The 15,033-nt window shown below is 37.5% G+C and carries 11 protein-coding genes and 1 pseudogene; 4 read left to right on the top strand and 8 right to left on the bottom strand.

Features of this window, described 5'->3' with window-relative positions:
* Window positions 1–200 precede the first annotated feature (200 nt).
* From ACFIMQ_RS01045 to ACFIMQ_RS01035, 3 genes and pseudogenes are all read left to right on the top strand, one after another.
* Window positions 201–332, top strand: a pseudogene (locus tag ACFIMQ_RS01045) (integrase); the annotation flags it as partial.
* Between the two features lie 462 nt (window positions 333–794).
* The gene (locus ACFIMQ_RS01040; RefSeq protein ID WP_375615719.1) at window positions 795–1,229 is read left to right on the top strand and encodes an EVE domain-containing protein; all 435 of its coding nucleotides are present in this window, start codon (window positions 795–797) and stop codon (window positions 1,227–1,229) included.
* A 1,198-nt stretch (window positions 1,230–2,427) separates the two neighbouring features.
* Window positions 2,428–3,108 carry a response regulator transcription factor gene (locus tag ACFIMQ_RS01035; RefSeq protein WP_375615718.1) on the top strand — a complete coding sequence of 227 codons (681 nt, stop codon included), beginning with the start codon at window positions 2,428–2,430 and terminating at the stop codon, window positions 3,106–3,108.
* 752 nt (window positions 3,109–3,860) lie between these two features.
* On the opposite strand, the gene ACFIMQ_RS01030 is transcribed toward ACFIMQ_RS01035, so the two are convergent.
* From ACFIMQ_RS01030 to argH, 5 genes are all read right to left on the bottom strand, one after another.
* Entirely contained in the window at window positions 3,861–4,631 is a 771-nt protein-coding gene (locus ACFIMQ_RS01030; protein WP_375703215.1) for a class I SAM-dependent methyltransferase, read from the bottom strand.
* Window positions 4,632–4,854: 223 nt separating this feature from the next.
* Window positions 4,855–7,284, bottom strand: a complete 2,430-nt coding sequence (locus ACFIMQ_RS01025; protein WP_375703214.1) for a TIGR02302 family protein — start codon at window positions 7,282–7,284, stop codon at window positions 4,855–4,857.
* 114 nt (window positions 7,285–7,398) lie between these two features.
* Entirely contained in the window at window positions 7,399–8,673 is a 1,275-nt protein-coding gene (lysA, locus tag ACFIMQ_RS01020; RefSeq protein WP_375615715.1) for a diaminopimelate decarboxylase, read from the bottom strand.
* 9 nt (window positions 8,674–8,682) lie between these two features.
* Window positions 8,683–8,862 carry an LPS translocon maturation chaperone LptM gene (locus ACFIMQ_RS01015; RefSeq protein WP_375615714.1) on the bottom strand — a complete coding sequence of 60 codons (180 nt, stop codon included), beginning with the start codon at window positions 8,860–8,862 and terminating at the stop codon, window positions 8,683–8,685.
* A gap of 43 nt (window positions 8,863–8,905) precedes the next feature.
* Window positions 8,906–10,306 (bottom strand): argininosuccinate lyase, encoded by a 1,401-nt coding sequence (argH, locus tag ACFIMQ_RS01010; RefSeq protein ID WP_375615713.1) that lies wholly within the window; start codon window positions 10,304–10,306, stop codon window positions 8,906–8,908.
* Between the two features lie 33 nt (window positions 10,307–10,339).
* Between argH and ACFIMQ_RS01005 the strand changes: the two genes are divergently transcribed.
* Window positions 10,340–11,038: a TlpA disulfide reductase family protein gene (locus ACFIMQ_RS01005; RefSeq protein WP_375703213.1), complete on the top strand. Its 699-nt coding sequence runs from the start codon at window positions 10,340–10,342 to the stop codon at window positions 11,036–11,038.
* Between the two features lies 1 nt (window position 11,039).
* Here the strand turns inward: ACFIMQ_RS01005 and ACFIMQ_RS01000 are convergent, their stop codons facing one another.
* The 3 genes from ACFIMQ_RS01000 to ACFIMQ_RS00990 all read right to left on the bottom strand — a co-directional run bounded on the left by ACFIMQ_RS01000 (window position 11,040) and on the right by ACFIMQ_RS00990 (window position 14,456).
* Window positions 11,040–11,555 carry a YaiI/YqxD family protein gene (locus ACFIMQ_RS01000; RefSeq protein WP_375615711.1) on the bottom strand — a complete coding sequence of 172 codons (516 nt, stop codon included), beginning with the start codon at window positions 11,553–11,555 and terminating at the stop codon, window positions 11,040–11,042.
* A complete protein-coding gene (locus ACFIMQ_RS00995) occupies window positions 11,552–12,403 on the bottom strand; it encodes a YihY/virulence factor BrkB family protein (RefSeq protein ID WP_375703212.1) in 852 nt (283 codons plus the stop codon). Before ACFIMQ_RS00995 ends, ACFIMQ_RS01000 begins: the two co-directional genes overlap by 4 nt.
* Before the next feature lie 1,120 nt (window positions 12,404–13,523).
* Entirely contained in the window at window positions 13,524–14,456 is a 933-nt protein-coding gene (locus tag ACFIMQ_RS00990; protein WP_375615709.1) for a prephenate/arogenate dehydrogenase family protein, read from the bottom strand.
* Between the last annotated feature and the right edge of the window lie 577 nt (window positions 14,457–15,033).

Here is a 15,033-nt window from a genome sequence, read left to right as displayed (position 1 = left end):
TATATCACACACCTTAAATGAAGTATTCAAGGCATTTATTTATAATGATAATTCACTGTTTGTATGTTGAATGAGAGTCTCGAATAACGTAGGATTCTCTCATTTCAAATCTGTTTATATTGCATCAATCAAAACCATTCCCTTGCACATCACAAGCGGGATGAGTGTGTGGATAAAATTTATATAAGAAAGGACTAAAAATGGCTCTTATGAACCGTCTTAATGCAAGGGCTGTCCCAACATTGGGAGCTGGCAAATATAATGATGGTGCCGGCTTGTTACTCCATAAGCGTAAAGATGGAGGTACACAATGGATTTTACGGTTTCACGGCATAATAAGACGCACTCTATCCCACAAAGCATAATATCAAGCCATCCTTTGACATTATCACCTTTGACCTTTTGTTTGTTTCATTGCCATTGTAATCTTAAAACTTTTTAGAATCAATTTTTTTGCCAAATTTTCTCCAACGCAATGCTCCAATGATCCTATAGTAACTGCGTTTCAAACCGTCGCTGAGAAGATGATTGAGCCTCCACATGGCTGAGCAATTTTAAGTCTATTCTTCGATACACTGATATATTTTTCTGCTACAAGATAAGTAAAATACCTTTATACACCATAAAGTATCAATGGAGTGCGTTTTTCTACTACAAATTATTTTGAAATAAGAAAAAACAGATAATGCCCGTTCTTTACTCCATTTTAAAAATCACCCTTGATGATATGACAAAGATACTTATAAAAAATTGGACATGACGAATGCATAACAATCTATGAAAAAGGTGAACACATGGCTTATTGGCTTTTTAAATCTGAACCCCATAAATGGTCATGGGAGATGCAAAAGAAAAAAGGAGTTAATGGCGAACAATGGGATGGTGTACGCAATTATCAAGCCCGTAACAATATGCGCGCTATGAAATATGGTGATAAAGGTTTTTTTTATCACTCAAATAAAGGTTTAGAAATTGTAGGAATTGTAGAAATATGTGCTGAAGCACACCCTGATTCTACAAGCTCTGATCCACGCTGGGAATGTGTGGATATCCGAGCACTTTATGACATGCCAACACCTGTTTCATTAAAACAAATCAAAGCCAATCCTAAACTAGCAAATATGGTGTTGGTCAAGGCCAGCCGCTTATCAGTACAACCCGTGACAGAAGAGGAATGGACAGAAGTCTGTTTGATGGGCAACCTTAAGAAGGAAATGCTTTTATCTTAAAACAATAAATTTTATTCATTAATAATACATTGATTTATAATGATAAATTACTGTTTTGCATGTTGAATAAGAGTCCCGAATATCGTAAGATTCTCTCATTTCAAATTTGTCCCCTGTTGAATCAATTAAAACCACTTTCTTGCACATAAAAAGCGGGATGAGTGTGTGAATACAAATTGTTAAAGAAAGGAGTGAAAATGGCTCTTATGAACCGTCTTAAGTGCTAAGGGCTGTCTCGACAACACCCACGAGCTGGCAAAGTGTATGATCCGGCTTACTTGTTCATAAGCGTAAAGATGGGAGTGTTCGATGGATTTACCGTTAGACTCATATGAAAAAGCACTTCATGTCGCACAAGGCATCCCTCTCTATTGATGTGTTTTCACGCTAAATACATAAATAGGATACTCTTCCTTATCATTTTTCATTCTGCACTCTTCTCAAGATAAAATGCCCCAAAACTGCCCCTCCTTCATTAGGTATTTTTTAGGCATTGCGACCAAATGTAAAGCTTAAGCAACGATTATAATAAGCAACACCACGAACATAACACACAGACCCCTTCGCACACAAATGCAACAAAAAACAAAACTGAACGTGGATAAAAAACAATAAAAATGACCGTGAAATTCTCCTAAACAGTGCATATCTGCTAGGTGTTGCACAGTTCTCTTCACGCTTAAAAAACGCATCATATTGAGTGTTCATTGTTTTGCATGTTGGATGAGAGCCTCTCATGCCGCTGGATTCTCTCATTCCCAACCTGTTTATATTGAATCAATCAAAAGCTATTTGCTTGCACATTACAAGCGGGGAAAATCCCGTATAGATAAAAAACGTGAAAGAAAGGACTAAAAATTCCTCTTATGAAGAGTCTCAAGTGCCAAGGACTGTCCGAAACACCCACGAGCTGGCAAAGTGAATGATAGTGCTAGCTTGTTTCTCTATAAGCGTAAAGATGATTGACATCTCAATGGCTAAAACACGTTCTAGAGCATAAAAAAACGCTTCCAACCAATACGTAAAATACTCTGCAAACGGAAACACCTTTTTTCAGCAAGCAACCATAGAAATTATAAAAGTTTATTTTTTCAAAGACTTTTTTTAATTTTCCTCTTTTAATTTTTCTTGCATGAAATCTCATTTTTCGTGAAACTACTTCACCAATCAGTACATCAACATGCCTATAAGGAAAAACATGAATCACTATACTCTTTTAATCATTGAAGATGATGATCTACGTCCCGTTTTGGTAGAACAATTACAAATGCATCAAGAGTTTGAAATTTTCCAAGAAAACACAGCTGAAGCAGGAATGAAAATAATCCAAGAAAAAAATATTGATCTCGCTATTTTGGGACTTGAACTTCCTGATCTTGATGGTCGCAAAGCCGTTAAACAATTACGCACTCAAGGATTTCGTGCTCCCATTATCATGATAACAAATTATGATACAGACTGCGACACCATTTTAGATCTTGAAACAGGTGCCAATGATTATGTGACAAAACCCTTTCGCTTTGCGGTGTTATTAGCGCGAATTCGAGCACAGTTACGTCAATATGAACAAAATGAAGATGCGACCTTTCAAATTGGTCACCATACTTTTAAACTAGGGCAAAAACTCCTTCTTGATCAGAACAACAATAAAATCCGTCTCACAGAAAAAGAAGCAGCGATTCTTAAGTGCCTCTATTACGCCAATGATAAAATTGTCAGCCGTGAAACATTGTTAGAACAAGTTTGGGGTTATAATGAAAATGTTATCACCCATACTTTAGAAACCCATATTTATCGTTTACGACAAAAAATCGAAAAAGATCCCTCCAATGCACAAATTCTCATGACAGATCAAAATGGTTATTGTTTAAACCTCTAATTTGATATTTACTGTTTCAAAAATAATTTTAATATCTTTCAATTAAAATACAAACAAGATGAAAAAAAATGCTTATATGCAATTTGAGTAATGCCGTATAGAACTTCCCTTATCAGCGTTCTTATGACAAAATATCACCCTCCCTTATGAAAATATTCCAACACGAAAACCCGCAACAGAAATGCTTTTACGACATACTTTGCAGCTTCTGCTTCATATGTTTTTGCTCCCTTTAAAATTTTAAATATATTTCGTCTACAAACAATCGTAATATCTTGTAGCAACATTCTTTATCATAATCATTTTCTTTAGAATATTGATATTTATCATTGTTTTTTTAAAGATACCGCTTCACGCACTGCTTTACCTCACATTTACTCGCCTAAATTGAGAGAATATTTCTTATATTTTTCCTCCATCCTTTACTTATCTCCTCTTAAAAAAACAAAATAATTAATTATATAATCTGTTTATCCTAACGATAAAGACAACCATTAAGCACAACTATCTTTATACTTAATAAAAGGGTAAGCTAGTACCATCACACACTTGAGCTTGCTCTAAAATGTTGCGATAACCCTACAGCTCTTGAGACAGTCCATAAGAAGCATGTTTTTTCTTATCCAATTTTCCCTACATGGCCCACCCACTTGCGACGTACAAGAAAATGATTTTGTTTGATTCAATATGAGGGTAATTTGACATAAGAGAATTCTCCTATATTTGCGGTTCCTATGCCAATGGCAAAATGATTAATTATCTTTATAAATTAAAATATTTCTTGTCTGTGGTGATAAAGCAGGAATAAAAATACGCCGCGACTGACGACGCTGTACCAGCAAACCTTGATAAACACGTTTTTGTGCTTGACACATTAAGAGTCCACCAAAATAAGGCAAAAGATGGCGTGCAAATGGCTCATAAAAAAATGAAAACAAGCGCGAACTATAACCTGTAGAGGGCATATAATGTACAATTTCTTGTATTGGTCCAGAAATAAAATTTGTTTTTTCGAACAAACGAATAATCTGTTGTGGACTATAAGGTTCGCCATAACCAAAAGGCGTAGTCGTATTGCGCGCCCAAAAGCCAGAGCGATTAGGAACAATAACGATCAAATGACCATTGGGTGCTAAAACACGCCATATTTCATTCAACGTTTCAAATGAATTTTCTGTATATTCTAATGCATGAACCAATAAAATACAATCAACTGACGCATCAGGAAGCGGCAAATCTTCTTCAAAAACAAGCGCTGTAGCAACTTTCTCAGCACAAGGCCAAGGCGAAGCACCCTGAACAGCTGGCATAAAAGCAAAACATTGTCGGGTACGTTCACGCAATACAGAAAGATAAGGAATCGCATAACCCAACCCCATAATCCGTTTATCCGTAAGATCAGGCCACCATAAATTTAATTGGTCACACAGCGTCTTTTGCACACGCAGCCCAAGTGCAGAAGCATAAAAATCTTTCAGCGTAACGATATCCAACTCAATATACCATGTAGAAACAAATTTCAAACATTACAGATTTTCATATATCCAACTTATATGGACTTCTGCTCTTTCTCCGCAATAGCGAACACTTCAATATTTCATATTTTAAACTTAAATGATTAAAAAAGCAGTACAACAGAATGATTATCGCGTTACAAGTGCTTTAATTATTTTCTTTGAAGATGAACTCCATAGAGGTTTTTCACACACTGCTTCTGACATCAATGAAGAAAAAAGCCAATATTGATTAATGAAAATGAAGTAATCTTTCAAGATAGTTTTTTTCTTCTTCTGAAATATGCTCCTTACCAAGGCGTTTGCGAATTTCATCCAAAATTTGCCGCGTACGCATTTGATCACTTTCTTGTGGGAGCGCCTCACCTTCTTGTTCTTCATCTGTTTTTGAAGAAAGTGGACGCCCTAACGGATCTTTAGGACCAGAATCAGCATTTTGATCATTTCCCGTTTCTTTGAGTGTTTCGCGCATTTTTTTCAAAACATTTTGTGCACCTTGCCGCAAAGATTCCAAAGCATCAGACTGATTTTTTATAGATACCTGATGATTTCCATTATCAAGAGCACTTTCTGCAAAATTCATTTGTTCTTCTGCCCTTTTCAATGCGCCACCTGTTTCAAATCCCTGTTCTGATAATTCTTTTTCTAATGTTGATAATTCAGACTGCAATTCAGCTTGACGTTTTTTTAAAGACTTTTTTTGCTGTTCAGGCACATTTTCTCCGCGTTTTTGTTCCATCTCCAATTGATGTGTTTCATTGAGAATTTCTTGCTGACGACGCATTAAATCTCCAAGCTGGTCCATCTTTTCTTTCATTTGTGCAGATTGGCTTTTTTCTCCCTCATTTTGATTACCTTTTTGCACATGCAAATGATCAAGCGTCTGTTCAACTTCCGCCAAGAGCTGTTCAGCTGCTAAAGAAGAGCCAGTTTTAGCCATTTCTTCAATGAGATTCAGCTTTTCTTGTAATGTATTCTCAGAAAGATTAGGACTTTTTAAGCTTTTAGAATTTTTAGAAACTTGACTATCTTGCGCTTTTTCAGCCAAAGCACGAATATACGCATCCATAGCTTGACGTAAATCTGCCATAAGCCGTTCGATTTCTGCCGCTGGGGCGCCATAACGCAGTGCATCCCGTAAAGCAGCTTGTGCTTGTTTTAACTTTTTTTGCACGGATTCAAGTTGATTACCTTCAATACCCAAAGCAATTTGCCATAAATAATCCACCACATCGCGCAAATCCTCTTCTGTTTGAGCCAACGAAAGTTTTGTCCACGCACTTTGTAGAACAATAAAATGTGTTGCATTTTTCAACCCCTTTTCTGGACGCACGAGCAAAGCAGAAAGCATATCCAATACACGCTCTCTCGCAGAAGCATCAAGCGCTAATAAACGACGCAATTCACTTACAGCACGCGCAACAGGATTTGAAAAAACACGCTGTGGTAATGTCATCACAAAAGTTCTGCTACGTCCTTTCTGCCCCGCACCATCTTCTGCCACTAAAGTAATTTTGACCTGCGACCCCGCCCATGGATGCGCTGATACATCTTGTACCATCCGCATTTTACCCTTTCCACCACGCGGAAGAAGAAGCTCTATTTCCGGAGCTTTATAAAGAGAAGGAACGCTTTTATTCTGAGGAAGAAAAGGCTCTATTTCAACAAAAGCCTTTGTCACACCATAATCATCATCTAACTCATATCGTAATTCTAACGACCCCGTTAAAATTCGCCCTGGTTTTTCCAGCCAGCGAATTGTTGGAAACGCGTCCTTAATCATCTGCAAATGCCACTGCTGTTTTTTATGACGTGATGATACAAACAAATTGATTGAATGCTCTAAATGTGTTTCAAAATGAACGATTGGATCACTCAAAGCTGTTTTTTCATTTTTCTCTAAAAACGAAACTTCCTTCCCATCTTCTACAGACTTTGCTTTTACTGTAACACCAGCACCATTGACAACACGCACAACAACATCACTCCCTTCAGGGATTACCAGTTGTGTTTTCTCATCTTTTGTCAAATAAATAGGTGCCACACCGGTATAAGCAGGTGGTGTTACCCAAGCATCAATTCGCATGAATTTTTCATCAACAACAGGACGAAAATCAAAGGCATCAGTCAAACGCCCCCCTCGTGAACCAAAAGAAAAACTAAAAGCACACACAAAAAGGAGAACACACAAAGCCCTCAAAGCCAAAGGATCATAAGCCGCACTATTAAGCGAGATAAATCCGGTTTTTAAATGGTACAATTGCTTTGCCATTCGGCGTTGATGTTCACGCCAAATAACAGCACCAAAATCTTCATCATTTTCAGAACATAGATGATCTGTCTGAATATTCAAAGGCTGGTGTTTAAGACCATTGACGCGTTCAAGACGGTGATCCACTTCCCGCATGGTAGGAAACTGAAAACCAATAAGAAAAAATAAACTTACCCCAGCACAAACAAGCATAACCCCGAGTAAAAGCCAATGGGACCAATAGCCCAAAACGCCAAAAAGTCCCAACCAGCTAAACGAACAAAACAGACTAAGAACAAGGAAAAATGGTAATAACCGACCCCAGATCCGTTCCAATGAAATGATCCCCCACATCAAAATGCGCACACACAAAAGCTTCATTGCAAAGCCTTTGATGTTTTTATTTTTCATAAACAAGCATTTTTCCCCTTTTACCGTGGTGCATTAAGATCATAAAACCCATAAAAGATAATTTCCAGAATAAATTGTTCCATCAAAGTTTAGTAAAAATAAGACCAAAAATATTTAAGAATGCTCAACCCAATCAGGAATATGATCACATCCCATCAATTGCGCATAATCAAGACGTGGACGAATAACTGCATAACGCATATCTTGAACGAGAACTTCAGGGACCAGAAGTCTGCTATTATAAGTACTCGCCATCACGGCACCATAAGCCCCAGCTTGCGTAATTGCCAAAAGATCACTGGGTGCCAAAATTGGCAAGCAACGATCTAATGCTAAATAATCACCAGTCTCACAAACGGAACCCACAATATCTGCACGAATAAGGGGGGCGTCTTTTGCTGCTTGTTTCACAAGGACGACATTCTGCCAAGCGTCATAAAGCGTTGGACGCATCAGATCATTCATCGCCGCATCCACAATAACAAAATTCCGCCCTTGCCCTTTTTTTAAATAGAGAACAGAGGTTACCAACACACCAGCTTGACCCACAATGCTCCGCCCCGGCTCCACCACAATATTAATCCCTAAAGGAGCAATATGCTTCTTTACCAGCGCGGCATAATCAAAAGGGGAGGGTACGGTATGTTGTTCACAACCATAGGCAATACCAAGCCCGCCACCAATATCTATATGCGTTATTGCATAACCATCACTCCACAATTGACGCACCAAATCTACGATAATAATAAATGCCTCCTCAAACGGCTTTAAATCACAAATTTGACTGCCAATATGCATATCAATACCGCAAACCTGCAATCCAGGTAAAGAGGACGCTCTTTTATAAGCCTCTCTTGCCAACAACAAGGGAATACCAAATTTATTTTCAGATTTTCCTGTTGTAATTTTCTTATGGGTCTTTGCATCAACATCTGGATTAATGCGTAATGAAACACGCGCTCTTTTTGAAAGTGCAACAGCGCGTTGCGATAACTGTTCAAGTTCCGGCTCTGATTCAACATTAAAACAATAAATATTCTGAGAAAGAGCAAAATCTATCTCTCTCACGGTTTTACCAACACCAGAATAAACAATACGATGCGCCGGAATACCAACAGCAAGAGCACGCCGTAATTCACCTTCTGAAACCACATCAGCTCCCGCTCCATTGTTAGCTAAAAGCCGCAAAACTGCTTGATTAGAATTCGCTTTAACCGCATAAGCAATCAGACTGGGCATCCCTTGAAATGCTCTTTGATAGTCCTTAAAATGTGTAACCAATGCATTGGCTGAATAACAGTAAAAAGGAGTTCCCACCTCCTGTGCAAGCATAGCAAGTGAACAACCCTCAGCATGAAGCATACCTTGATGATAGGAGAAAAAATCCACACTTGCCTCCTACTTTATCAAACGATCAAGAATAAAAGGTTTATCATCTTCACTTTTAGCAACAGATGTTCCCTGCGTAGGTTTTTCCACACTTGTAGGAGGCATCTCCAATGACCCTTTACGCCCACACCCAACAACACCCAAGCCCCCAAAAAGGACAACCATCAACCCCTTTATTATAATTTTCATCTGTCCTCTTTCCTCATCTTGCTCTCTTTTAAAATACAATCATTCAAGCTGTTATAAGACGCTTTTTCCAATACGCAATTTGCCGAAGAACCTCTGAAGGTGCTGTTCCCCCAAAGCTTTTGCGACTTTCAACAGATTTTTCAACGGTCAAAACATCAAAAAGTGTCGCATTGACATCAGGACAAATTGCTTGAAGTTCATCTAATGATAAATCCTGAAGGCGACATTGTTTTCCTTCTGCCAATGCCACAGCACGCCCTGTTATGTGATGTGCTTCACGAAAAGGAATCCCTAACTCACGGACAAGCCAATCAGCAAAATCCGTAGCGGTTGCATACCCCAAATCCGCTGCTTGTTTCATAGCTTTTTTATTCACTTTCAAGTCAGCAATCATCCCTGTCATTGCTGCTAGTGATAATTCCAAACTCAAAGCCCCATCAAATACATATTCTTTATCTTCTTGCATATCCTTTGAATAAGCAAGCGGTAATCCTTTCATCACCGTTAACAATCCCATAAGCGCTCCATTCAATCGACCTGCTTTCGCCCGTACTAACTCTGCCGCATCAGGATTTCTCTTTTGTGGCATAATAGACGAACCCGTTGAAAAAGCATCTGACAAATGAATAAAACAAAACTGTTCACTTGACCAAAGAATTATTTCTTCCGCTAAACGCGAAAGATGCATCGCACAAAGAGCACCAGCACTTAAAAACTCCAATGCAAAGTCACGATCAGAAACACTATCAATTGAATTGCGTGTAGGTTCCCGAAAACCTAGTGCTTGTGCTGTCATAAAGCGATCAATCGGAAAACTTGTTCCTGCTAAAGCAGCAGCACCCAAAGGGGATTCATTCATTCGCTCAAGAGCATCACGCATCCGCGATAAATCTCGACCAAACATTTCAACATAAGCCATCATATAATGGCCAAATGTTACGGGTTGAGCCAATTGTAAATGCGTAAAGCCTGGCATAAAGGTATCAACATGTTGTTCTGCGCGAATAAGTAATTGCTCTATCAATCCTTTTAAAGCTTGTGCTATCTTTTGCGTTGCTTCACGTACCCACAAGCGAAAATCAACAGCCACTTGATCATTGCGTGAACGCGCCGTATGCAAACGCCCAGCAACAGGACCAATCAACGCACTCAGCCGCGCTTCAATATTCATATGAATATCTTCAAGCTTTCGTGAAAAAATAAATTTATTCTCTTCAATTTCTTGGTGAATAATTTTTAAACCATGAGAAATTTTTTCATAATCAGACTGTAAAATAATCTTTGTTTGCGCTAACATCGCAGCATGAGAAAGCGAACCTTCAATATCTTGCCGATAGAGTTTTTGATCAACATCAATTGAGGCGTTAATTTCTTCCATAACTGCAGCAGGTCCTGCAATAAACCGTCCCCCCCACATTGGGTTTTTTAACTTCTCATCTGTCATAGTCTAAAAACACCTATAAAAAGGATAAAAATCATGATTCCTCAAAAATTTAATAGTCCAAAGAAGAAAAATAAAAAGCGGCAAATTTTCATAGCATCCTTTTTTGTTGTCATAATCTTCGTTGGTATCAGTTTATACGCAATAAAAAGTTATCATGACAAGAGTGGTGCTTCTTATGCCACCTTTATTTCAAAAGAAAATATCGAAAAAGTACAAGACAAAAAAATGACAGCAATCCAAAAAGCTGCAACCGGTTTGTTTGCTCACATGCGATTTACTGATACGCTCTTAGATATGAAAAATCTTTCTTTTAAGGATATTCAAAGAAAAGATCATACACTCGCTGATTTTACCGGAAAACCTATACTCATCAATCTATGGGCTATCTGGTGCGTTCCCTGCCGCACAGAAATGCCCGAACTTGCGCAATTAAAACGCGAATTGGGTGGAGAAAACTTCGACGTCATAGCGATTAATATCGATAAAGCAGCTTCTCCCGAAAAAATTCAGCAATTTTTGCAAGATATTCACGCTGATAATTTAGTCTACTATCGCGATGAAACCATGAATATCTTCAACGACATGAGAAAACAAGGACTTGCTTTAGGATTACCCGTCACTCTTCTCGTTGATAAAAATGGTTATCTCATTGCTTCATATAATGGTGCAGCTCCATGGGCCAATGACGATGCCAAAGCACTTATAAAAGCTGTCATGAAAGAAGCACAATAACCTAATAACCGCGCCTTTTTAAACGTTGGATAGTCAAATCCAATGCTGACAAAAAAGTAGAACGATCTGTACCACAAAAAGAACGCGGTCCTCCTGTGACGTGCCCCTGCTCTCTTAAATTTTCCATCAAATTGCGCATTGCTAACGCTTGACCAATTGAATTTGCATCAAAAATACGCCCTGTTGGAGAAAGACAAAAACCCCCAGCTTGCACAACCCGTGCTGCTAAAGGAATATCACTGGTAATAACGATACTCGCCTCATGTACATGTTCTACAATCCAATCATCCGCACTATCGAGCCCACCAGAAACGACGATTCTTTCAATGAGTGCTTCATCGGGAAGAGAAAGAAAACGGTTTGCGACAATGAATGTTTTAAGCTGATAACGATTCATAACACGATAAATTTCATCTTTTACAGGACAAGCATCCGCATCAACCAACAAAGTAATGGCAGGTCTTATTCTTCTATCTATCTTTTGATTTTCGTACGATCTACAGTTTTTTTCATTCATCGAAGAGAGCGCCAATAGTTACGATAAAACATTATTGCAGCGTTTATTTCACCTCCCAAAATAAAAATTGCGCTTAAGATGTAAAGAAAAATAATGGCAACCATAATAGATGCTAACCCCGCATAGGTTGAAATATAATCAAACATCGTCAAATATTGTGCAAAAGCAAGAGAAGCCATAAACCATACAAACATTGTCACCACGATTCCTGGTAAAATATCTATAAATTTCCGCCGCCCTGCTGGAAGCCATTTATGAACAATCAAAAGACTGATAAACAAAATAACGACTGCAACTGTATAACGCCATAAACGAATAATACCAATGTATTCAGTCATAAAAAAAGAATGATTTTGCATAATTTTGGTTAGCAAAGGTGCGAGAATCAATAAAAAGCTAATCACAACAAGACCAAAAGCTCCAAGGATTACAAAAAACAGACTTTGAAAACGACAAAACAACAAACTCCGTCGATCAGTAACACGGTAAGCTTTATTTAAAGCCGTACGCAAAGCCTCTATCCCATTAGAAGCAAAATAAGCCGCTCCAATGACAGAAAGCGTCAATACACCTCCTCGATGAATGGTTAAAACATTGACAATTTCCTGAGATAAAGGCTCTGCAATGACATCAGGCAATAACTGCACCAATGCTTTAATTTTTTGTGGTGTATAGGTAAAAGCCCCTAGAAAACGAGCAAAAGATATTCCAAAAATAAAGAAAGGGAAAAATGCTAAAAGCCCTGATAGCGCAACATGGCTTGCAAAAGCACTTCCATTATCACGCCAATAATGGCTTATTGCGTCACAAAAAATACGATAGCTATACCAAAAGATATTTTTTAACAAACCTCAATACTTTCTGGTAACATCCTTTTTTCAGATATCCTAAGCTTTATAAAAACCATCAAGACTTTAAAAACAAACATTTTTTAGTATAAAGGGCAATAATCCACGCGGTCAAGTCTCACTCTGTCCCAAAAATGAAAAGAATAAGCCAACAAATTGTACCAAGCAATTGTATTCTGTTTGAAGCCTTTTGTTTTACATTAAGTAGCGTAATCATAAAACGCGAAAAAAAATGTGAGGCAAAAATATTTCAATGAATTTTTTTTCACAGTGTAAAATTTCATTAAAAGGAGATAGATGAAAAAGAATTTCTCCCTTTACTTCTTTTATTATAGTGTTCTCAAATGAAGTTGTTTTCTCGCTTCAACAGATCAATCAAACAGAGAGGATATTCCCGCCCCAAACAGGCATACAAAAGCTAAAAAAACGAAAACACTGAAGCATCTTAATATTTATTTCAAACATGTTGCTGCATGAGATTTGAATATTAATTTACAATTGACAGCAATTATACAAGCTTTATGAAGAAAACCATATCATAAAATGAAAAATATACTGGCTACCGATTAGAGAATACTCTCCTATTTTTTATAAAATACTTTGCGAGACAACACTCATAATACAACACTCTTTGCATTGATTTACAGAAACTCATACACCCCCTTCTCCCTGAAAAACCCTTCGCAAATCTCTTAGATTATATTCGTGAAAATCAAATTATAGAAGAGTTTTATAGGTCTTTACTCTCAGCAATACGAAAGATTATTGAACAAAGATTTTATCTTTCAAAAAATGATTTTATACTTTTTCTAATCGTAATCCTTTGAATGAGAATTATATGTCCATTTATATGAAATAAATCAAAATTAAAGCATATCTCCATAAATTTCGCTTTAATTTTTGCGATTAGCTAACCAAAACCACAAGCACTCCTCATAAAGGTCAAAAATCATTTTAAAACATAGACTAAAAGACAAAGATAAGTGCACTTATTATCCTACAAATTATTGAGAATTGCGCTGTATTTTTATCACAACGCACAATTTAAAAGGACATATATCCCAATAAAGAGGCATAATAGGAATAAGCAAAATAACGCAAAATTCAAAAATCTCTTAATTTACATCCTCTCTTTAGGAAGACTATGACGCCCAAAGTCAGGGGCATCAATTTCCTGTCCCGCTGCGATGATATTACGGCGTACAGCACGCGTACGCGTAAAAAAATTAAACAGCGTTTCACCATCCCCTAAACGAATTGCCTGTTCTAAAAAAGCAAGCCCTTCACTAAAACGACCTAGCATTTCTAAAATAGCATCTTTATTATGCAAACAAATATCCCGCCACATAACGGGATCAGAAGATGCCAAACGCGTAAAATCACGAAAACCAGAAGCAGAATAAGCAATCACTTCTGAATTTGTTACTTTTTCTAAATCACTCGCTGTCCCAACAGTATTATACGCAATCAAATGGGGTAAATGTGAAACAATAGCCAAAACAAGATCATGATGCTTAGGCTCCATCTTTTCGACACGCGCACCACAAGCTTCCCAAAACGCTGTCAATCGTGCTACAGCCTCCGCATCACTATCTGCAAAAGGCGTTAAAATACACCAGCGATTGATAAACAAATCAGCAAAACCAGCGTCTGGACCTGAATATTCCGTTCCAGCAATAGGATGCCCTGGAATAAAATGAACCGTTTTGGGCAATAAAGGCGCCATTTCTGTAATAACCAATTCTTTTGTAGAACCAACATCACTTACAATCGCCCCCTGTTTTAGATGATCATGAATGTCTTTTGCCACCTCTGCACTTGCTCCAACAGGAACAGAAATAATAACGAGATCTGCACCTTTAACAGCCTCTGCATTATCTGTTGTATAAAAATCTCCAAGTTCTAATTCGCGCGCTCTTTTCAGTGTTTCTTGACGACGCGTTGCAATAGAAGTCTGAACTGAAAGATTTTTCTTTTTAATCACTCTTGCTAAAGAAGATCCAATCAAACCAATCCCTATGAGCGCTATTTTTTCAAATTGAATATGGAGCATCTTTCACCTTTAAAGATTCTGTGCAAAGAACAACAAAGACAATTGTAAAAATCATAATTGTCCTGTCTGTTTGTTTAAGAGTTATGCGCAAAACATTAAAAAACTACAACTAGAGAATAAAGAATAACGCAGCTTACAATCATCACCTATGCCAAGCTGACAACAGATCATTTTACCTACAAAAAATACTAAAATGAGTGATGAAAAATGTAAATGCACTCTCACCCCCCTTTATCAAGATAACAACGACGCTACACAAAATCTTACTAGTTTACTTTATCTCACTAATTTACTCTCAAAAAAAAGAATAAAAAGCCTCATATTCTCTAATGCCAAGGACTGTAACAACATTAAAAGCGAGCAAAATATATAAAGCACATAATGAGTGCCGGTTTGCACTTTCATTAAAAGCGTAAAGATAGGAGTATCCTACAGATTTTATATTCTTCGAAATTTTACCGCTATAACATTCATGAGCGTCGCCGCGAAATAGATATGATGCGCATTGAAAAATATTTCTAAAAAAGCGTAGAATTTGCCACACAAGTATATTCTGTTTGGAACATTCTGTCTTTCA

Source organism: Bartonella sp. AD13SXNS (assembly GCF_042196465.1).
Classification (GTDB): Bacteria; Pseudomonadota; Alphaproteobacteria; order Rhizobiales; family Rhizobiaceae; genus Bartonella.
Note: the sequence above shows the minus strand (reverse complement) of the source record. Positions and strands in the feature narration are given on the sequence as shown.